Origin of the sequence: Rhodococcus sp. IEGM1428, assembly GCF_050321865.1 — a bacterium.
Taxonomy (GTDB): Bacteria; Actinomycetota; Actinomycetes; order Mycobacteriales; family Mycobacteriaceae; genus Rhodococcoides.
In genome coordinates this window covers 1679988-1698449 of record NZ_JBNQFW010000001.1, presented here as the reverse complement: position 1 = coordinate 1698449, position 18462 = coordinate 1679988, and the positions used below count along the sequence as shown (strand labels likewise).

Genomic DNA, 18462 nt, shown 5'->3' with positions numbered 1-18462 from the left:
TCGATGCACACCGAGCTCTGCATCGATGCGAGCCTGCATCGCAGCCCACGCATCACCTCGGTGGGCGGCCTTGCCGGTCGGCAGACCGGGCCGGATACGGTCCACCTGATCGGAACCGCCGCAACGCCACTCGGTGGTGACACCATCACCGTCAGAATCTCCGTGGCGGCCGGCGCACACCTGGAGGTTCGCAGCGTCGCGGCGTCGCTGGCGATGCCCGGTGGGCAGCTGCGTCATTCGTCGGCGCAGTGGCACGTCGAGGTGGGTGCGGGTGCGTCTCTGATCTTCGATCCCGAGCCGATGGTCGTCGTGTCGGACGCGTCGCATTCGGTGGTCAATACTATTGCGCTGCAACAGGATTCGAACTTGTGGTTGCGCGAGCGGACGCAGATCGGGCGTTTCGAGGAAGCGTCGGGTCGGTGGACCAGTGCGATGCGCTGCGACGTCGGAGACACTCCGTTGTTGCGCCACCGGGTGGAACTGGGCGAGGGATCGATCTCGCACGACGCGTTGTGGGCTCCACTGTCGATGTCGAGTACGTTGCAATACCCCGATGATCGTGCGTCCGAGGTCGATCTGCGCGGCGGAAGCGTTCGGCTGGCTCTGGCAGGAGGCGGCTCGCTGACTACTTCGGTGGGGCACCGCCTGCCGCCCAGTGATTCGAGTACGTGAGATCGGCACGCCGAACGAAGAATCGCATCGGCCGACGGTGTTCGGTCGGCCGATGCGATGTCTCGAAGCTGGGGTCAGCGGTGGGTCAGCCCGCTGCCTTCTCGCGTTCCTGTTCCGTCTCGGCGGTGTCCGGCTCGACGGCACCCGCGCGTTCGAGAGAATTCAGTTGTTCGATGGCCAACCTCGCGAACACCTGCTGTTCGGTCGATGCCATCTGGGCGCGACCGCGGCCGAGGAAGGTCACGAACCAGGAGATGACGGTGGTGATTCGACTGCGGTAGCCCACGAGGTAGTACAGGTGCAACGCAAGCCACATCAGCCATGCAATGAAGCCACCGAACTCGAGCTTGCCGACCTTGGCGACTGCGTTGAACCGCGACACCGTTGCCATCGAGCCCTTGTCGAAGTACTTGAACGGCGCACGCTGAGCAGGGTCGTCCTCGCCCTTCACCGATGCCTTGATCCGCTTGGCGGCGTACGTCGCTCCCTGAATGGCACCCTGCGCCATGCCCGGTACATCCTTGACCGACATGAGGTCGCCGACCACGAACACGTTCGGGTAGCCCTTGACGGTCAGATCGGGTTCGACGAGCACACGTCCGGCCCGGTCGGTCTCCGAACCGGACTGATCCGCGAGCTGCTTGCCGAGGGGGCTGCCCTGAACGCCTGCCGACCAGACCTTGCACTGCGCCTCGATGCGACGCGTCGTGCCGTCCTTCTCCTTGACGGTCAGGCCGTCGTTGTCGACGTCGGTGACCATCGCGTTGAGCTGGATTTCGACGCCGAGCTTCTCGAGTCGCTCGGCAGCCTTGCGGCCGAGCTTTTCGCCCATCGGCGGCAGCACGGCGGGCGCTGCGTCGAGCAGGATGACGCGGGCGTCGCGAGGATCGATGTTGCGGAAAGCTCCGTCGAGGGTGCGATCGGCGAGCTCGGCGATCTGCCCGGCCAGTTCCACACCGGTGGGGCCGGCCCCGACGACGACGAACGTCATGAGGCGGTCCTTCTCCTCCTGATCATCGGAGAGCTCTGCCTGCTCGAAGGCACCGAGGATGCGTCCGCGTAGTTCCAGTGCATCGTCGATGGTCTTCATGCCGGGCGCGAACTCGGCGAAGTGATCGTTGCCGAAGTAGGACTGCTGCGCTCCGGCCGCGACGATCAGGCTGTCGAAGGGAGTGACGGTGATGCGTTCGAGCAGCTTGGACGTCACCGTTTTGGCCTCGAGGTCGATGTTCAACACGTCGCCCAGCAGCACCTCGGCGTTCTTCTGCTTGCGGAGAATGACGCGGGTGGTGGGAGCGATCTCGCCGACGGACAAAATGCCCGTCGCGACCTGGTAGAGGAGCGGCTGAAAGAGGTGGTGCGTCGTCTTGGCGACGAGGGTGATGTCGACGTCGGCCTTCTTGAGCGCCTTGACGCCGAACAGACCTCCGAACCCGGAACCGATGACGACGACACGATGACGCTTCGATTCGACCGGTTGGATGCTCATTACCTGCTCCCTAGACGTTGAGATGTAAGCACAACGGTAGCCGCCATCGTTCGCGGCGTCTCGGCGAGGTGGCTGTACCGGTACAGACGGGGGAGCGCAGCGGAAAACTAGCGCCCGCCCACCGCTCGCTTCGCCAGTTCCACCGTTGCGGCCCGTAGTTCCCCAGCCGAGTCGATCGGAGCCGCGTAGCCAACCCTGGTGTACGCGACTCCGCGCGGCGTGAGCACCTTCAGATCGAGTCCGTAGCGATCCGCGGCGGTGCATTCGGCGGACGTGGCATCGGGATAGCCACCCAGTGCGCGTGCCATCGCCGTCAGAGACGTCGAGTGGTCGGCGTTCAGGTGCTCGATCGCGTATGCGGAGCTGGGCGATACCGGATCGGCTGCGGCCTCGGCGTAGTCCTCGGCGGTTGCCGAATCCATCCGCCCGTATCCGCCGACCCATCGGACCCGATGCACGCGCATGATCCAGAGCGTGAAGTCGCTGTAGTCGAGGTAGTACTTCGCCGCGGGCACCCCCGCGAGATGCGCCTCGCGGGCAGCGGCCAGCTCGTCTCCCTCGGGGCGTTCGACCACGCCGGCCAGAGTGATTCGGCCGGACGCCAACGGATCGGTCTGCGATTGCGGTGCCACGATCGACAGGCTCGCGCGCTGATCGCCTGCGAGGTTGCGCCCGTGCTCGGCCATCCGCGACACACACAGAACCGGAGCGCCGCCGTGCAATCCGTACGTGACGAACGATGCCCAGGGATCGCCGTGTGCGGTCAGGCTCGCAAGGGTCGCAATGTTGGTGGACGCCGCAATCGTACGCGCCTCCTCGGCCGCCGAGGGACGACGGTCGGCGACCACGGGAGACAGGGGAGGGGGAACGGACGGAGCGTCACCGGGGTCGCCGTGATCGAGTGCCATGCGCAGAAGCTTAGGCGACGACCTACAGGAGGTCTCGGGCATGAACCAGAGCGTCGGCGAGCAATGCGACACCGAGCACGACGAAGATGACGCGCACCGTCGGCGGGCCGTACCGCGTCAAGCCACGCACGGTGGTGACGAACGCCCGCCTGGAACGTCGACTCTTCCTGGACGCCAGAATCAGGACGAGGATGGGCGGAATCAGTGCGATCAGGCAGTAGACGAAGACTATGGCAGGCCACCACTGCGGGCGGGGAACATAGGTCGAGAGCATCGTCAACCCGGCGAGGTACGGCACTGCCGTCGGGCCCTGCACCACACCGATCGTCAACCCTGTCAGGGCGACCACGGGAATGCTGGAGCCGGCTCGGGCGGCCCATGCCGGTGGGCGACGCTCGGCGGTGCGCAGCGCGCCGAGGCTGATCAGGACCAGCCCGACGACGAACTCCGTGCGATACCGGACCGTGGGAGTGACGGTGAAGTCGAACAGATCCGTGACGAAGTCGATGCCGAGAACGGTGACAATGCCGAACGCCGTCGTCGCCGTGAACACTCCGCCGACGAAGGCCAGCCCGGCTCGGAACGGCGACCGCCGGGTGGTTCTCGAGTGCACCGCAATAGCGGCAGTGACGCCGATCAGCAAGACGTCGAGCGAATCGAGTATCGCAAAGCCGACGAGCGCGAGCAGCAAAGTCACCATGGAAGGTTCAGGGTATCGGTCAGGTGAAGGCGATATCTTTCGTCGCCACTGCCGCCGCGGTACGTCCGGGCGCGGTCTGGTTGTCCCAGTACAGATTGGTGTGTGCGATGACCTGTTCGGGCAGGGGAGCTCCCCATTTCGTCAGATCTTCCGTCGTGTGTGCGTCGCTCGCCAGCGTCACGTCGTATCCGCGCACCAGAGCGCCGTGAAGGGTGGATCGGACGCAGAAATCGGTCTGCGCGCCTACGACCACGACATGCCCGGCTTCGGCCGCTGTCAGCTCGGCCTCCATCGTTGTGTCCTCGAAGGCGTCTCCGTGTTTCTTGTGCACGATCGGGTCGCTCGAAGCCACAGGTAGCACCTCCAGAAGCTTCCACCCGTCCGTCCCGAAGTGCAGTTCCTCGTCGGCCGCGTGCTGTACCCAGATCACCGCAGTACCCGTCTCCCGTGCGCGGGTCACCAGGGACACGATGTTGTCGATCACGCGTTCTCGCTCGTGCACACCCACCATCACGTCGTTCTGTACGTCGACGATCAGAAGTGCGGTTGTGTGGCGGTCGGGCAGGGTGGTCACAACAATTCCTTCCGAAAGATGTCTCGTCCGAGTGCCTGCACGTCAACTCCCGACGTACGCGGCCAGATGTCGGCCGGTGAGCGTGGAACCGTCCGCCACCAGATCGGACGGCGTTCCTTCGAACACCACGAGCCCGCCGTCGTGTCCGGCACCGGGGCCCAGATCGATGATCCAGTCGGCGTGTGCCATCACCGCCTGGTGATGCTCGATCACGATCACCGACTTGCCCGAGTCGACCAGTCTGTCGAGGAGCCCGAGCAGCTTGTCGACATCGGCCAGATGCAGTCCGGTGGTGGGTTCGTCCAGCACGTAGACCCCACCCTTGCCTGCCATGTGTGTGGCGAGCTTGAGGCGCTGGCGTTCGCCACCCGAGAGCGTCGTCAGCGGCTGTCCGATCTTCAGGTAGCCGAGCCCGACGTCGTTCAAGCGCTGCAGAATCTTGTGCGCTGGGAGCAGTTTGGCTGCGCCGTCGGAGAAGAACTCCTCGGCCTCTGCGACCGACATGGACAGCACCTCGTCGATGTTGCGACCGCCGAAGTGGTACTCGAGTACCGAAGCTTGGAACCGCTTGCCCTCGCACACCTCACACGTCGTGGCCACCCCGGCCATCATCGCGAGGTCGCTGTAGATGACGCCTGCGCCGTTGCACGTCGGGCACGCGCCTTCGGAGTTGGAGCTGAACAGAGCCGGTTTGACGGCATTCTCCTTGGCGAAAGCCTTCCGTATCGGTTCGAGCAAGCCGGTGTACGTCGCGGGGTTGCTTCGCCGTGAACCACGGATGGCACCCTGGTCCACCGACACCACATCGTCTGTGCCCGAGAGCGACCCGTGAATCAGCGAGCTCTTGCCCGAGCCTGCGACGCCGGTGACGACGACCAGCACTCCGAGTGGAACGTCGACGTCCACGTCGCGCAGATTGTGTGAGTTCGCACCGCGAATTTCTAATACTTCCGAGAACCCACGCACCGAGTCCTTGAGCGACGCTCGATCGTCGAAATGCCGACCGGTGACCGTGTCACTGTGTCGCAATCCCTCGAAGGTGCCCTCGAAGCACACGTGCCCGCCCGCGCTGCCGGCACCTGGACCCAGATCCACCACGTGATCTGCGATCGAGATCGTCTCGGGCTTGTGCTCGACGACCAGCACCGTATTTCCCTTGTCTCGCAACTGCAACAGCAGGTTGTTCATCCGTTCGATGTCATGCGGGTGCAAGCCGGTCGTGGGCTCGTCGAACACGTACGTCACGTCGGTCAGCGAGGAGCCGAGGTGGCGAATCATCTTGGTACGCTGGGCCTCTCCACCGGACAACGTCCCCGAGGGACGATCCAGGCTCAGATATCCGAGCCCGATCTCCACGAACGAGTCCAGGGTCTCGCTCAGCGTCGTCAACAATGGTGCCACCGACGGTTCCTTCAGGCCTGCAACCCATGTGGCCAAATCGCTGATCTGCATCGAACAGGCGTCGGCGATGTTGATGCCTTTGATCTTCGACGATCGCGCTCCCGCGTTGAGTCGGGTTCCGTCGCAGTCGGGACATGTGGTGAAGGTGATCGCGCGTTCGACGAAGGCGCGGATATGCGGCTGCATTGCCTCGACGTCCTTGGACAGGAACGATTTCTGAATCTGAGGTACGAGTCCGGAGTAGGTCAGATTTATGCCCTCGACCTTGATCTTCGTGGGCTCGCGGTAGAGCAGATCGTCGAGTTCCTTCTTCGTGTACTTCGCGATGGGCTTGTCTGGGTCGAAGTAACCGCAGCCGCGGAAAATTCGGCCGTACCAGCCTTCCATGCTGTAGCCGGGAATCGTGATGGCGTTCTCGTTGAGGGACTTGCTCGCGTCGTACAGGGCGGTGAGATCGAAGTCGCTGACCGAACCTCGACCCTCGCAGCGTGGGCACATGCCGCCGGTGACGGAGAAGGACTTCTTCTCGGTGGTCTGACGGCCACCCTTGTCCACCTTGTAGGCACCTGCACCGGAGACCGATGCAACGTTGAACGAAAAAGCTTGTGCTGAGCCGATATACGGTTTACCGACTCGACTGAAGAGAATGCGAAGCATGGCATTGGCGTCGGTGGCCGTACCGACGGTGGAGTGAGGATTGGCACCCATGCGCTGTTGATCGACGATGATGGCCGTGGTGAGCCCGTCCATGACGTCGACGTCGGGTCGGGCGAGTGTCGGCATGAATCCCTGGACGAAGGCGCTGTAGGTCTCGTTGATCATCCGCTGCGATTCCGCAGCGATAGTGCTGAAGACCAGTGAGCTCTTGCCGGAGCCCGACACACCGGTGAACACGGTGAGCCGTCGCTTGGGCAAGTCCACGTCGATGTCCTGGAGGTTGTTCTGCCGTGCTCCCTGTACACGAATCAAATCGTGACTATCGGCAGCGTGCGGTTCCGAGACCTGCGTGACCTTCTTCGTCGCCATGAGCAGTCAGGCTAGTCGCACCGGGATGTCCACGCTTCTCGATTCCTGATCGATTCCGGTGGCGCACAGTGCCGCGTCCAATCGCCTCAGGTCGGTTGTCGACGACTCGAGGAGTGGACGGCGGACGGTTGCGCCGGACAGCACACCGATCCTGACCAGTGCAGCCTTGGCCATGATGGCTCCTTGCGTCGTACGCATGACGGCGTCGGTGAGCGGCAACAGTGCCCGCTGTACTGCGTTTGCCCGATCCAGGTCGCCGGTCCGTACGGCTTCGATCATCTCGGCGTACCGGTCGGCCACGGCGTTGCCGGTGACACTGACCAAACCTGTTGCGCCACAACAGAGGTAGGGGAGAGCAAGCTCGTCGACTCCGCAGTAGTAGGCAAGCTCCGTCGAGGCCATGACAGTCATGGCTTCGTAGAGGTCGCCCTTTGCGTCTTTGACCGCCCTGATCGAGGGATGTCGGGACAGTTCGATCAACGTCGCCTGCTCGATGGCGATGCCCGTGCGCGCCGGGACGTCGTACACCATGACGGGAAGCCCACCGGCTCCGGCGATGTCGACGATGTGCGCCGCAATGCCTGCCTGGGTGGGGCGCGAATAGTGGGGGGCGCTGATCAGTAGTGCATCGGCACCGGCCGCTGCAGCGGACCGAGCCATGTCCGTTCCCGCCGCCGTGTCGTTGGTACCGACTCCGGCGATCACCCGAAGGGCATGGTTCGAGTGCACTCGGGCCTGCGTGATCAGCTCCGACATCTCGTGAGAGGTCAGAGTCGGTGCTTCACCGGTGGTGCCACCGACGACGACTCCGTCGCATCCGGTCGACAGCAGGTGCACGAGCAGTGCGTCGAAGCCGGAGCGATCGATAGTTCCGTCCGGCTGCATGGGCGTCACCATGGCGACGAGATTGGTGCCGAAAATCGACGAGGAAGAAGGCGCGGAATTGGTCACCAGGTGAGTGTGGTCGGCCCGACACCTACGGTCCAGCGATGGATTATCGGCATTATTGCGTAGTGTTGCTTCATGATCGATGTGAGCGCACTCCATGCATTGCGCGCGGTCGCTGCCCTGGGAACCCTGGCCAGGGCGGCCGACGAGCTCGGATACACCTCGTCTGCGATTTCCCAACAGATCAAACGACTCGAACGGCAGATCGGGACGCCGGTGTTGGCGCAGGCCGGCCGAGGCGTCGTACTCACCCCGGCCGGTCGAGCGGTGGTCGACTCTGCGGACGAGGTGTTCCATGCCCTAGAGCGCTGCGTGGAGTCGGCACGCTCCGCGGACGAAGGCGTCGCTCGTGGGGTCGTGCGCCTCGTCGGCTTCTCGACCGCCCTTCGCGGTCTGGTGGCACCTGCGCTGAGCCGACTGCACCGGCGGTATCCCGATCTGACCGTCCACATCAGCGAGGAAGATCCCGATCGCGCCCTGCACAGCGTCCACGCGGGTACCGCCGACTTGGCGCTGGTGCACGACGCGGACGGTGTACCGGCGGCGGCGCCGCCCTCGATCGTCCGACGACCGATCCATACCGACTACGGCGACGTGATCATGAAGCGTACTCATCCACTCGCCGGACGGGAGTCTGCGCTGACCCATTCCGAACTCGCCCGCTACCCGTGGGTGACGAGCCCGGCGGGAACGGTGTGCCATCAGTGGTTCCGTCGGCTGTTCGCCGACACACCCACCGACGTAGTAGTTCGCCATCTCGTCGATGATTTTTCGACCCAGCTCGCACTGGTCGAAGGGGACGACGTTCTTGCGCTCGTTCCTCGTCTCGCACGGCCGGTTCTGAGCGTCGGCCTCGTTGCAGTGTCACCGGCACGCACTCCCACGCGTGAGGTGCAGGCGGCCTGGAGGCACAGTGCGAATGCGAGCCCCGCAATTCACGCGGTACTGGACGTCCTGAACCCGGCCTCGAGCTGAGAGGTCAAAATTGTCAGCCGCCCGGTAGCTCGTGTCATTGCCACGTAGCGGTCGACGGCACCGGCGATTCCGGGCCCGAACGACTCCGGGTCGACGAGGACGACCAGATCGAATTCGAGCCCCTTGGTCAGTTGGGGCGTCAGTGAGCGTATGCGTTCGGATCCCGCGAACGTAGAATCGCCTATGACACAGCCGATTCCGATGGTGTTCGATTCCATCCACCTTTCCAGGATCGACGACAGATCTGCCGAGTTGCCGTACTCGACAGGCACACCGCTGCTGCGAATCGACACCGGGACGTTGGCGTCCGGCAACACTGCACGGATCACCGGCTCGGCCACCGCCATCACTTCTCGCGGGGTGCGGTAGTTGACGCCGAGGGTGGCAACGTCGATGTGGTCGATCCCCACTCGTCCGAGCCGTTCGAGCCAGGATTCGGAGAACCCACGACGCGACTGCGCGCGGTCTCCGACGACTGTGACGCTGCCCGAAGGGCAGCGGCGGCGCACCATGTGCCACTGCGCATCCGTCAGCTCCTGAGCCTCGTCCACGACAATGTGTGCGAACGGTCCGGCCAGTGGGTCGATGGGGATCTCCTCGAATCCGGCTCGATCGACGAGCGCATCGCGAATTCCGTCCTGGCGAAGCTGTGCAGCCATCATTTCGTCGTCGTCGGCAGCCATGAGTTCGTCGACGACGCGATCCATCCGCGTCCGCTCGACTGCCGAAGCTGCCTCGCGGCGTTGCATGCGCCGCGCATGCTCGGGATCTCCGAGCCGCATGCGCGCGGCATCGAGCAGGGGTAGATCGGCCAGTGTCCATCGCGTCGGATCGGTTCGTTGCAGCATGCGCACCTGCTCGGCACTCAGCCAGGGTGCACATCGACGGAGATACGTCGGCACGCTCCACAAGTCGGCAACGAGGTCGGCGGCCTCGATGATTGTCCAGGAGTTTTCGAGCGTCCGACGTAGATGCTTGTTGCGCTGCAGAGACCGTCGTACTTCCTGGGTGGACTCGTCGCCGTCGTATCGCTCCGTGAGAATTGTGAGGAGTAGGTCCCAGATCTGTTCTCGTGCCTCGTTGTGCGGGGTACCGGGCTCGGCTGCCCCGAACGCTTCGATCCAATCGTCCGGAGTGAGTCTCAGGTCGGCCCATTCTGTTTCCACGATCATGTTCTGGGTGGGCGGTTGCTCGTAGAACGCGACGGCCGCGTCGATTGCGTCGATCATTCCGAGAGTGGACTTCAGTTGCGCCACAGAAGAATCGGGCTCTTCTGTTGCGTACGTTCCTTCTGCAACGAGGTCTCGGAGGGTGCAGGTCTGTACACCGTCTTCGCCGAGACTCGGCAGGACGTCGGAGACATAGGCGAGGTACGGCTCGTGCGGGCCCACGAACAAGACTCCGCCCCGGTTGTGTCCGATGCGTGAATCCGTGTACAGAAGATAGGCAGTACGGTGAAGAGCGACAACCGTTTTCCCGGTTCCCGGCCCACCGTCGACGACAAGCGCTCCGCGCGCATCTGCTCGAATGATCGCGTCCTGATCTGCTTGTACTGTGCCCAGTACGTCCCGCATCCGCGCCGAGCGTTCGGTACCCAAGCTGGCGATGAATGCCGATTGATCGTCGAGCGCCGCATCGGAGTCGAGCCCTGTCGAGTCGAAGACCTCGTCCCAGAAGTCCGTGATGACGCCGTTCGTCCATCGATAGCGTCGGCGACTCTGGAGCCCCATCGGGTTTGCGTGGGTCGCACCGAAGAAGGGCTCGGCAGCGGGGGAGCGCCAGTCCACCAGAAGTTGCTCGCCCGAGTTCCCCAACAGTCCGAGGCGCCCGATGTACACAGGCTCGTCCGAGTCGACGGGCACGATGCGACCCAGACACAGATCGATCCCATAGCGATGCAGTGAACGAAGACGCCCGCGCAGTCGATGGACCTCGAAGTCTCGCTCCATCACCTCCTGACCCATCCGGCCCGACGACTTCTGGATGGTGTTCAGCCGATCCGTCGTATCGGATCGAGACGTCTCGATACTCGAATAGATTGCTGAAAAGTGTTGCTGATCAACCTCGATCAGCTCTGGATCGCGCTTGCGAGAGAGACTATCGGGCAGGTCGAAGACGCGTGGGCGCACAGGATTCACAGAACTCCGATCGACTGATTCATGACGGTAGCGAGCCATTCTGAGCCCTGTACGGGGTCTTGCCGCAAGCCCCGGGGTGCGCTATACATTGAAAGTGGAAAGAGGTGATCCTCGCTTTCCGAACCCATGGCCCGATCGCATGTCTGTGCTACTGCCTGGATGTCTTCCTCTTGCCGGAACCGGCTTGCTTGCCGCTGGCGCAGTTCAACTCGCGCGGAAATCCAGGATTACACGTCGTCTGCAGCGACCATCATCGAAGAGACTGCGAAACAACTCATACGATTCCAGGATCACGCTACGAGACCTCTGCCGCGATGAAGTTCGAGTCGGTAGATGATGCCGCCGAACAGGATGCGTTGCACGGTCTCGTCGGCGAAGTAGCTGTCGATGTCGTTCGGCTGCAGTGTCGGATTGTCGTCGAGGTGTTCACGCAGCACGATCAGCACACTGTCGACGGTGAGTACGAACCGCTCGCCGCCGAGGTCGGTTATCGCCGCCCGAGCGACGCCGTCACATTCCTCGACACGCGCCCAGTGGCGAATTCCGCATCCCTCCACGGCCTCGATCAGCAGGCGCTCCGCGAAAGGCGACAACGATGCGCGATCGGCACGGGCCGCTCTCACCGACGTCAGAGCCTGACGGTAGGGGAGCAGGTGCGATTGTGCGTAGGCTCGTGCTGCTCGCTTCTCGGCGTGGTTCTTGGTCACCGTAGTTCCGAATTCTGTGCAGCGGCCCCGCGGCACCACTGCACCGGTCGGAGGTCGAGGACACGGCGTGCAGCAACGAACAAAAAGGTCTTCGATCGCAGATCCGTAAAAGACCTTGCCCGTCGAGCGCTGGCGGAGGCGACGCGGGTGCCTGCTGCAGCTGGGGTGGCTATGCGAGTAGCTCTGCTTCGGCACGCTATCACGAACGTGGTCGCTGCTCGCCACTCATGGATCGGTGAGCAGTAAATCTGCGATCGCGTCGGCATCGACCGGTCGTCCCAACAGGAACCCTTGGGCGAAATCGCATCCGGCAGCGGCCAATGCCTCGAGTTGTTCCTCGGTCTCGACCCCTTCCCCGACGACGGTGACATCGAATGCCCGGGCGAGTGCGACGATCGCCGAGATGATGGCGCAGGCGCGTGGGGCCGGCAGTCGGGCGATATACGACCTGTCGATCTTGAAACTCTCGAACATGGGATAGCGGTCGAGATACGACATGGAACTGTGTCCCTTTCCCATGTCGTCGAGCAGCAGAGTGACACCCATCGAATGCAGCGTAGAGACGGTGTCGGCAACTCGTTCGGTGTCCGCGACCCAAACGGTTTCGGTGACCTCCAAACCGAGGGCGAAAGCGGGAAGTCCAGTGTCTGTCAACACGGACGCAACCTCTTTCGGAAAATCCGGATCTCGAAGTTGGAGTGCGCTGACGTTGACGCGAACGACGATGTCGGAGAACGTGCGCCATCGTGCCGCAGCGGCACACGCGGTGCGAAGAGCCCAGGTGCCCAACGGCGTTGCAAGGCCGGTTCTCTCGGCGACGCTGACGAATTCGCTGGGTTCTATCGGTCCGAGGTGGTGGTGATTCCATCGAGCCAGCGCCTCGACCGCAACGACCTTTCGAGTCGCGATCTCCACCAGCGGTTGATAAGCCAACGTGAGTTCGTTCGCTTTCAGGGCCGCCCTGAGATCTATCGAGAGTGACCTGATGCGATCGGCGTCGTAGAGATCGGTCGGATCGAAGACGGCATGGCCGCCCGTACCGCTGTCCTTCGCGCGGTACATGGCCAGGTCCGCACGGTGAATGAGCTCCTGTCGCGTCGAATTTCGGTCGGATACAGCGATGCCGATACTCGCGCTGAGGGGGATCGGAACATCGACGGCAGAAAACGGCACCGCGATCGAACTCGAGATGTGCCGCGCGAGTTCTTGCGCATGCTCGACGCTGTCCACTCCCTCACACACGATCAGGAACTCGTCTCCGCCAAGGCGCGCAACTGTATCGGCTTCTCGAATTGCCGAGGCAAGTCGATCGACGAACTTGACCAGCGCCCTGTCACCGGCATCATGGCCCAGGCTGTCGTTGATGATCTTGAAGTCGTCGATGTCGAGCAACAGCAGCGCAACAGTGCCGAGCTGTTGCCGCGCGCGAACCAGCGCAGCGTCGATGACGTCGTAGGCGAGCGTTCGGTTCGGCAGACCGGTGAGCGCGTCGTGTGTACTGCGTCGTCTCAGCTGGCGTTCCAGGTCGATCCTTCTCATTGCCGCGGAGACGATCCCAGCGACGGAACCGAGAAACGACACCTCCTCGTCGCGGTAGAGACGGGCCTCCACGCTGTGGATTGTGAGCACACCCCAGGCGGCGCCTGCAACGTCGAAGATCGGAACTCCCACTCCGCTGCGCAGCCCGAAAGCAGCCATCGTTTCAGTGCGAAAACGCGTCTCGACTGTGCGGTCGTTGCACACGGCCGGCTCGGAGTTCGCCAGGACGAACCCCATCAGCGAACCGTCTCCCGGTGGAACATCGTGCCGTATACCGAGTACACCGCTTGCTGCGTCCATGGTCAGGTAAGGATCGTCGGGGCGTTCGAGATGGGAAATTGCCGAGTTTCCGACACCGATCAAGGTTGCGGCGGTATCGGTCGCGGCGGTGAGCAGTGTCGGTAGGTCGGCGATGACGGCGAATCTGCTGAGGTCGGCAAGAGCTTTCTGTTCTCGAGCATGCCGACCTGCGACGAGTACGTCTGCGGCCATCCGAGCATTGCGCTGTTCGACGGTGTGACGATGGCGAATGATGGAAGCAACCAAGTCGGGCCCACCGTCGCCGGAATCGATCGAATAGGCGGTGACCATCACCGGAATTTCGGCACCGGTCATCTGATGGCGTAATTCGCAGTATCCCTCCCACTTTCCGTCGATGCGCAGACCGTCACCGATACCTGCCGCGAGATCGAGCCCACCCGGGGTGAGGAATTCGAGCGCACTCAACTCCATGGCAGCGGATAGGCTCGTCGATCCGGTCAGTTCCAAGCCTGCAGGATTGATATAGAGGATCTTTCCCGAGAAGTCGGACAGGGAAACGAAGTCCGGGAATCGATCGAGAAACGACCGAAGGCTCACCGGATCGCCCGTGAGATCTTTCACCGGTCCTCCGATCCGGCTCGCCCGTGATCCGAGCGCCGCCGAGTCAATGCTATTCGGCGGGTGCGGTGAGTGTGCACGATTGCCACGACGGGCCCCGAACTATCTGCTCGACACGCATGGATCAGAGCGACGGCCGGCGTAGTGGACAAGACTCGTGCACAGGCGGCGTTGATAGCAACGGGTGCGGCTCCGGAGGCGCACCGACGGTCCTTCTGGGCCTATGGTCGTGTGCGAGGCCGTCGAGCCACGAAGATCGCGACGTTGCCGACCATCGTCACCTCGATTTGCTCGAATATTTCGAACAGTGACCGGCGAAGGCCGGGCAGATCGTCCTGGCGATTTCCGAACACGCCGGTTTGGTTGTAGGCGAACATCAGCGCCTTGCCGAGGGCGGTGAACCTCTGGTCGACACCGATCACGGTCGATCCGAACAACACTCCCTCCGGCGTCAGCGTCTCCGCCAGGTTTGTCAGCGCGACGGCCTTCGTGGACCAGTCACCGGGAAGACAATGCAGAACATAGTTGATCGACACCGAGTCGAACTTCTCGATGCTCTCGTCCAATGGCACCAGAACATCGTGTTCGATCAGCGTGAGAGCAACATCCAGTCGGGATGCAGTGTGTTCGAGTGAGTTGGCGTTGAGGTCCAGGAGGGTGAGGTCGATATCGGCAGGGAGGTCGATGTTGGCGAGGGCCCAGCCGGATCCTGGGCCGACCTCCAGGTGGCGGTGACCGATGTGCCGTCGGTAGAGATCGACGAAATGAGCTCTGTTGCAACGCCATCCGAAACTGTTCGAAAGTCGGATCACCCACAGGTCGTACAGTCGTAGGACAAGCTTGGTGTACGGGGCCGCCCCAGCTCGGGTGGATAGCGATGTCATGTGGTGGTTCGCCTCTCAGAACTTCCGGGAGTTACGCAAGTGTCACCACACCACAGTGGTGTCTTCGACGCGAACTCGACCGAAGTATCTGTTCGTGATGTCGTCCCCGGAATGGTCGAAGCCGGCGACGATCGATGCGAGCTCGTCCACGAGAGCGCGAAGCGCAGGGGAGTAGACCCGGCATCTGGTCGACTGGAGCGGAGACTGTTCCATCGGACGACCGATAGTCGAGATCACGTCCGATCTCGATGAAACACGCTCCAGGAAAATAGCTTTCGTGCTATTTCGAACGCGAACGCGAACTCGTCAGTCGGCAAAGGGGTCGGGTGCTACCCTGCACCAGTCGGCTGTATCAGCGCCGAAATTCTCGAGCTTTCGCTCGATCCGCCATGAATTGCTGTCACATCCCCGCAGCGCCGTCGCCCACCTCGTTCAGTGGCATCCACGGCGTGGTTCACCCACCGGGTTCCGCTGCCCACACCACAGGAGGAATCGCATGATCGACGCCCAGGACATCCGTGACATGGCTGATCGCGGGTGGAAATCCGCACGCCGCGAGGCAGCCGAGTCCACCGTCGCCTATTTCGACGATCTCGTGGACAGATGTCCCGAGCATCCAATCGCCCTGTTTCATTCGGCACGATCGCACGACTATGCCGGTCACCCCGCGATTGCGGCACCGCTGTACGAGCAAGCATTCGCCGCCGGACTCGACGGCGAGGAACGTCATACGGCCCGAATCAGCTATGCAAGCACGCTCCGCAACCTCAACGCGAATCGACGAGGCGATCGACGTTCTGGCCGAGGCCCGCCACGACCGACCCGACGACCCACTCGTCGCCTGCTATCTGGCGCTTGCCCTCACCAGCGCAGGAAAGGCAGTGCCTGCGGTTGCTCTCCTTCTGGAAACGGCGGTGAACCACATAGCCGACGAGCCCCTCCAGAACGGCCGCTGGGCGCTGACGAATTACGCCCAGGCGCTGCGGTACGGGTACTGGTCACCGGAACCAGGCACACAAGCGACGTCCGCTGCGGCGAGTAGCGCCCCGTCCAACGATCGCTGATCAGGTTCGGTCGACTCCGCGTTCCCATTCCAGCAAGGAATGACCCCGTACCGAGATTCGGACGCGTTGCGGGGTGCACTGGGAACAGTCCAGACTGAAGCAATCATGACGAACGACGACTTTCGAGCAAATCCGCGCACAGTGAGGACGAGACGGACGGCACCGCTGGAGGCAGGGGTCGAACTGACGTCCAGTGGCGTACCTGTTTCCGAGCGTGACTTCTTCATCGAAGAGTTCCGTGGGGTCACCATCGTGGTTGCCTTACCCGTCGTGAGCGCCGCTGGGCTGCAAGCAGTCAGCCGCACGGTGGGTGAGTTCGGTACGGGGGATACGCGGTTCATTTTTGTCGTTCCTTCCGACTGTGTTTCGAAGACCGCCATTGCGATCGGTGGTCTCGCCATGGACGGTTCGACGGCGTGGACCGACGAGGCAGTTGCCCGTCTGTGGCTCGCTATCGCGGACTCGGAATGCGTCGTGATCGGGACCGAGGCTTCCGACGTCGCGCGCACCGCCGGGTCTGTGGCTGCAAGCGTTCGGGCATCCAAGATGGTGCTCACCGATCCGGGCGGTGGCTGGGGGACTCCACCTCGAAGCTTCGCGGATATCGACGTGCACCGCGAACGTCTGTCCCGTCACCTGGCCGAACGAGGGCTCGAAGATTTCCCGTACGCGGCACAGGACGCGCTTGCAGGCGGCGCGTACAGTGTAAACCTCTGCCGTGCAGAGGATCTCGAATTCGAGCTGTTCACCTTCGACGGCCGCGGCACCGTCCTGACTCAGGGGCGGTACCTCCACTTGGCCTCGCTTCAGGTGGACGATTTTCCAGCAATCGAGGCGCTGGTCGCGCAGGGAGTCCGCGAAGGTGTTCTCAAACGGCGCAGCCGGATCGAGATTGCGAGGATGGCTGCCGGTGGGCTCGGAGCTCGGGTCCTACGCACCGGACACCTGGCCGGTATCGTCGGGTTGGAGGTCGACCGGTACGCCGGAACCGGATTCGGCGAGGTGTCGGGCTTGATCACGGTCGCAGAGTTTTCCGGTCTCGGCGCTGGGGGCCTACTGATCGACGGATTGATGGATCTCTGTCGCGAGCGGGGGATCGCGAACCTGTTCGCAGTGACCGTCAGCGGTGAGGCTGCAGATTTCTTCGGCCGACGGGGATTCCGTGAAGTGGGACGCCAGGATGTGCCTGCCGCGAAATGGAATCACTACGACGCCGATCGGCTGGAGGTCGCTCGTTGTTTTCTGCGGTCCGTCCCAGCAACCGCGGGGAGTGTTTCCCAGACCACGTGAAGGCGAGTATCGGGCGTGTACACCGGTGTGCCGACCTCGTGTTGACCTTCCCCCTGGGGGAGGCATCACCGTGGTGTCATGACCACAGAATGGGATGAACTCCCGGACACCGTAAAGAAGTTCATGACCGCACTCGACGCCCGACAAGGCACCCGAGCGCTCACCGTGTTCACCGCAGATGCCGTGGTGACCGATGAGGGCCACGCCCACTCGGGCCGCGACGAGATCGAGGCCTGGCTGACTGCCTCGATCAGTGAGAGTGAGTACACCTACACAACAGAGTTCACCGGAGCGACCACGACCGGCACGACTGTCGACGTCACGCAGCACCTGGAAGGCAATTTCCCAGGGGGAGTTGTCGATCTGCACTATCGCTTCACCCTGGACGGCGCACTGATCGATCGGTTGGTGATCGAGCCATGAGCAAACGATGGTTCATCACCGGTGGCACACCAGGCGGCTTCGGTATGGCGTACGCCGAGGTGGCGCTGGAGGCGGGGGACCGCGTGGTACTCACCGCCCGGCGTCCAGGGGAACTCACGTCGTGGGCCGATAAGTACGGTGACCGCGTTCTCGTCGTGCCCATGGATGTTACCGACGCGGCACAGGTATTGCGGGCCGTACGAACAGCCGAAGAGCATTTCGGCGGCATCGACGTGCTGGTCAACAACGCAGGCCGAGGCTGGTACGGATCGATCGAGGGAATGAACGAAACCTCGATTCGTGCGATGTTCGAGCTCAATTTCTTTGCAGTACTGTCCGTCACGCGAGCAGTGCTACCAGGGATGCGCACCCGCGGAAGCGGGTGGATCGTCAATGTGTCCTCGGTGGCCGGGCTTCTGGCGGCGGTCGGATTCGGCTACTACAGCGCCACGAAGTACGCGATCGAGGCCGTCACCGACGCGCTGCGCCAAGAGGTCGCCGGGCAGGGCCTCTCTGTGTTGGCGGTCGAACCAGGGGCTTTCCGCACGAACGCATACGCCGGATTCGCCGACGAGCCCGTCGCGGAAGCGATTCCGGAATACCACGACATGCTGGACGAGGTCCGTGCCGCTTTCGTCGGCGTGAACGGGGTGCAACCGGGCGATCCTCATCGTGGTGCTCGTGCGGTGATCGCAGCGATGGCCCAAGACCCGCCGCCACGCCGGCTGATCCTGGGCAACAGCGGGTACGACGCTGTGATCGACGCGCTGGAACAGAACCTGAGCGACATCCGATCGAACGAAACGCTAACTCGTAGCGCGGATTTCCCCGCCTGACCGAGCTCG

General features: G+C 63.0%; 18 protein-coding genes and 1 pseudogene. 7 read left to right on the top strand and 12 right to left on the bottom strand.

What is annotated here, in order from left to right:
• The first annotated feature begins 3 nt into the window (after positions 1 to 3).
• A complete protein-coding gene (locus ACQR3T_RS07815) occupies positions 4 to 672 on the top strand; it encodes an urease accessory protein UreD (protein ID WP_032377931.1) in 669 nt (222 codons plus the stop codon).
• A gap of 85 nt (positions 673 to 757) precedes the next feature.
• On the opposite strand, the gene ACQR3T_RS07810 is transcribed toward ACQR3T_RS07815, so the two are convergent.
• The 6 genes from ACQR3T_RS07810 to dapA all read right to left on the bottom strand — a co-directional run bounded on the left by ACQR3T_RS07810 (position 758) and on the right by dapA (position 7721).
• On the bottom strand, positions 758 to 2161 hold the full coding sequence (locus ACQR3T_RS07810) for an NAD(P)/FAD-dependent oxidoreductase (RefSeq protein WP_428692931.1): 1404 nt from the start codon (positions 2159 to 2161) through the stop codon (positions 758 to 760).
• A gap of 107 nt (positions 2162 to 2268) precedes the next feature.
• Positions 2269 to 3069, bottom strand: a complete 801-nt coding sequence (locus ACQR3T_RS07805) for a HugZ family protein (RefSeq protein ID WP_428692930.1) — start codon at positions 3067 to 3069, stop codon at positions 2269 to 2271.
• 22 nt (positions 3070 to 3091) lie between these two features.
• Positions 3092 to 3769 (bottom strand): GAP family protein, encoded by a 678-nt coding sequence (locus tag ACQR3T_RS07800; protein WP_428692929.1) that lies wholly within the window; start codon positions 3767 to 3769, stop codon positions 3092 to 3094.
• Between the two features lie 19 nt (positions 3770 to 3788).
• Positions 3789 to 4343 (bottom strand): isochorismatase family protein, encoded by a 555-nt coding sequence (locus tag ACQR3T_RS07795; RefSeq protein ID WP_428692928.1) that lies wholly within the window; start codon positions 4341 to 4343, stop codon positions 3789 to 3791.
• Positions 4344 to 4385: 42 nt separating this feature from the next.
• Positions 4386 to 6770 carry an ATP-binding cassette domain-containing protein gene (locus tag ACQR3T_RS07790; protein WP_428692927.1) on the bottom strand — a complete coding sequence of 795 codons (2385 nt, stop codon included), beginning with the start codon at positions 6768 to 6770 and terminating at the stop codon, positions 4386 to 4388.
• 6 nt (positions 6771 to 6776) lie between these two features.
• Positions 6777 to 7721: a 4-hydroxy-tetrahydrodipicolinate synthase gene (dapA, locus tag ACQR3T_RS07785; RefSeq protein ID WP_428692926.1), complete on the bottom strand. Its 945-nt coding sequence runs from the start codon at positions 7719 to 7721 to the stop codon at positions 6777 to 6779.
• A gap of 72 nt (positions 7722 to 7793) precedes the next feature.
• On the opposite strand from dapA, the gene ACQR3T_RS07780 reads away from it, so the two are divergent.
• Positions 7794 to 8693, top strand: a complete 900-nt coding sequence (locus ACQR3T_RS07780; RefSeq protein WP_037173691.1) for a LysR family transcriptional regulator — start codon at positions 7794 to 7796, stop codon at positions 8691 to 8693.
• On the opposite strand, the gene helR is transcribed toward ACQR3T_RS07780, so the two are convergent.
• The 6 genes from helR to ACQR3T_RS07750 all read right to left on the bottom strand — a co-directional run bounded on the left by helR (position 8654) and on the right by ACQR3T_RS07750 (position 15456).
• Positions 8654 to 10831: an RNA polymerase recycling motor ATPase HelR gene (helR, locus tag ACQR3T_RS07775; protein ID WP_428692924.1), complete on the bottom strand. Its 2178-nt coding sequence runs from the start codon at positions 10829 to 10831 to the stop codon at positions 8654 to 8656. The two genes, ACQR3T_RS07780 and helR, sit on opposite strands and share 40 nt — an antisense overlap.
• A 290-nt stretch (positions 10832 to 11121) precedes the next feature.
• Positions 11122 to 11538, bottom strand: coding sequence for a hypothetical protein (locus ACQR3T_RS07770; RefSeq protein ID WP_428692923.1), 417 nt, complete (start codon positions 11536 to 11538; stop codon positions 11122 to 11124).
• 225 nt (positions 11539 to 11763) lie between these two features.
• Positions 11764 to 13959 carry a sensor domain-containing protein gene (locus tag ACQR3T_RS07765; protein WP_428692922.1) on the bottom strand — a complete coding sequence of 732 codons (2196 nt, stop codon included), beginning with the start codon at positions 13957 to 13959 and terminating at the stop codon, positions 11764 to 11766.
• A gap of 218 nt (positions 13960 to 14177) precedes the next feature.
• Positions 14178 to 14840, bottom strand: coding sequence for a class I SAM-dependent methyltransferase (locus ACQR3T_RS07760; RefSeq protein WP_428692921.1), 663 nt, complete (start codon positions 14838 to 14840; stop codon positions 14178 to 14180).
• A gap of 42 nt (positions 14841 to 14882) precedes the next feature.
• Positions 14883 to 15077 (bottom strand): hypothetical protein, encoded by a 195-nt coding sequence (locus tag ACQR3T_RS07755; RefSeq protein ID WP_428692920.1) that lies wholly within the window; start codon positions 15075 to 15077, stop codon positions 14883 to 14885.
• Between the two features lie 217 nt (positions 15078 to 15294).
• Complete coding sequence (locus tag ACQR3T_RS07750; RefSeq protein WP_428693096.1) at positions 15295 to 15456, bottom strand: hypothetical protein; 162 nt, start codon at positions 15454 to 15456, stop codon at positions 15295 to 15297.
• On the opposite strand from ACQR3T_RS07750, the pseudogene ACQR3T_RS07745 reads away from it, so the two are divergent.
• From ACQR3T_RS07745 to ACQR3T_RS07725, 5 genes and pseudogenes are all read left to right on the top strand, one after another.
• Positions 15436 to 15561: pseudogene (locus ACQR3T_RS07745) on the top strand (tetratricopeptide repeat protein); the annotation flags it as partial. The gene ACQR3T_RS07750 and the pseudogene ACQR3T_RS07745 overlap by 21 nt on opposite strands.
• Before the next feature lie 25 nt (positions 15562 to 15586).
• Entirely contained in the window at positions 15587 to 15904 is a 318-nt protein-coding gene (locus ACQR3T_RS07740) for a hypothetical protein (RefSeq protein WP_428693095.1), read from the top strand.
• A gap of 105 nt (positions 15905 to 16009) precedes the next feature.
• Positions 16010 to 17194 carry a GNAT family N-acetyltransferase gene (locus ACQR3T_RS07735; RefSeq protein ID WP_428692919.1) on the top strand — a complete coding sequence of 395 codons (1185 nt, stop codon included), beginning with the start codon at positions 16010 to 16012 and terminating at the stop codon, positions 17192 to 17194.
• 78 nt (positions 17195 to 17272) lie between these two features.
• On the top strand, positions 17273 to 17617 hold the full coding sequence (locus ACQR3T_RS07730; RefSeq protein ID WP_428692918.1) for a nuclear transport factor 2 family protein: 345 nt from the start codon (positions 17273 to 17275) through the stop codon (positions 17615 to 17617).
• Complete coding sequence (locus ACQR3T_RS07725; RefSeq protein WP_428692917.1) at positions 17614 to 18453, top strand: SDR family NAD(P)-dependent oxidoreductase; 840 nt, start codon at positions 17614 to 17616, stop codon at positions 18451 to 18453. The genes ACQR3T_RS07730 and ACQR3T_RS07725 overlap by 4 nt, the downstream gene beginning before the upstream one ends.
• The last annotated feature ends 9 nt before the right edge of the window (positions 18454 to 18462 follow it).

What these genes read in the sequence shown, in the direction of transcription:
- ACQR3T_RS07815 (WP_032377931.1), top strand. Translation starts at nt 4, where the DNA reads ATGCACACCGAGCTCTGCATCGATGCGAGCCTGCATCGCAGCCCACGC.
- ACQR3T_RS07810 (WP_428692931.1), bottom strand. Translation starts at nt 2,161, where the DNA reads ATGAGCATCCAACCGGTCGAATCGAAGCGTCATCGTGTCGTCGTCATC.
- ACQR3T_RS07805 (WP_428692930.1), bottom strand. Translation starts at nt 3,069, where the DNA reads ATGGCACTCGATCACGGCGACCCCGGTGACGCTCCGTCCGTTCCCCCT.
- ACQR3T_RS07800 (WP_428692929.1), bottom strand. Translation starts at nt 3,769, where the DNA reads ATGGTGACTTTGCTGCTCGCGCTCGTCGGCTTTGCGATACTCGATTCG.
- ACQR3T_RS07790 (WP_428692927.1), bottom strand. Translation starts at nt 6,770, where the DNA reads ATGGCGACGAAGAAGGTCACGCAGGTCTCGGAACCGCACGCTGCCGAT.
- ACQR3T_RS07780 (WP_037173691.1), top strand. Translation starts at nt 7,794, where the DNA reads ATGATCGATGTGAGCGCACTCCATGCATTGCGCGCGGTCGCTGCCCTG.
- ACQR3T_RS07760 (WP_428692921.1), bottom strand. Translation starts at nt 14,840, where the DNA reads ATGACATCGCTATCCACCCGAGCTGGGGCGGCCCCGTACACCAAGCTT.
- ACQR3T_RS07750 (WP_428693096.1), bottom strand. Translation starts at nt 15,456, where the DNA reads ATGCTCGGGACATCTGTCCACGAGATCGTCGAAATAGGCGACGGTGGA.
- ACQR3T_RS07740 (WP_428693095.1), top strand. Translation starts at nt 15,587, where the DNA reads ATGCAAGCACGCTCCGCAACCTCAACGCGAATCGACGAGGCGATCGAC.
- ACQR3T_RS07735 (WP_428692919.1), top strand. Translation starts at nt 16,010, where the DNA reads ATGACGAACGACGACTTTCGAGCAAATCCGCGCACAGTGAGGACGAGA.
- ACQR3T_RS07730 (WP_428692918.1), top strand. Translation starts at nt 17,273, where the DNA reads ATGACCACAGAATGGGATGAACTCCCGGACACCGTAAAGAAGTTCATG.
- ACQR3T_RS07725 (WP_428692917.1), top strand. Translation starts at nt 17,614, where the DNA reads ATGAGCAAACGATGGTTCATCACCGGTGGCACACCAGGCGGCTTCGGT.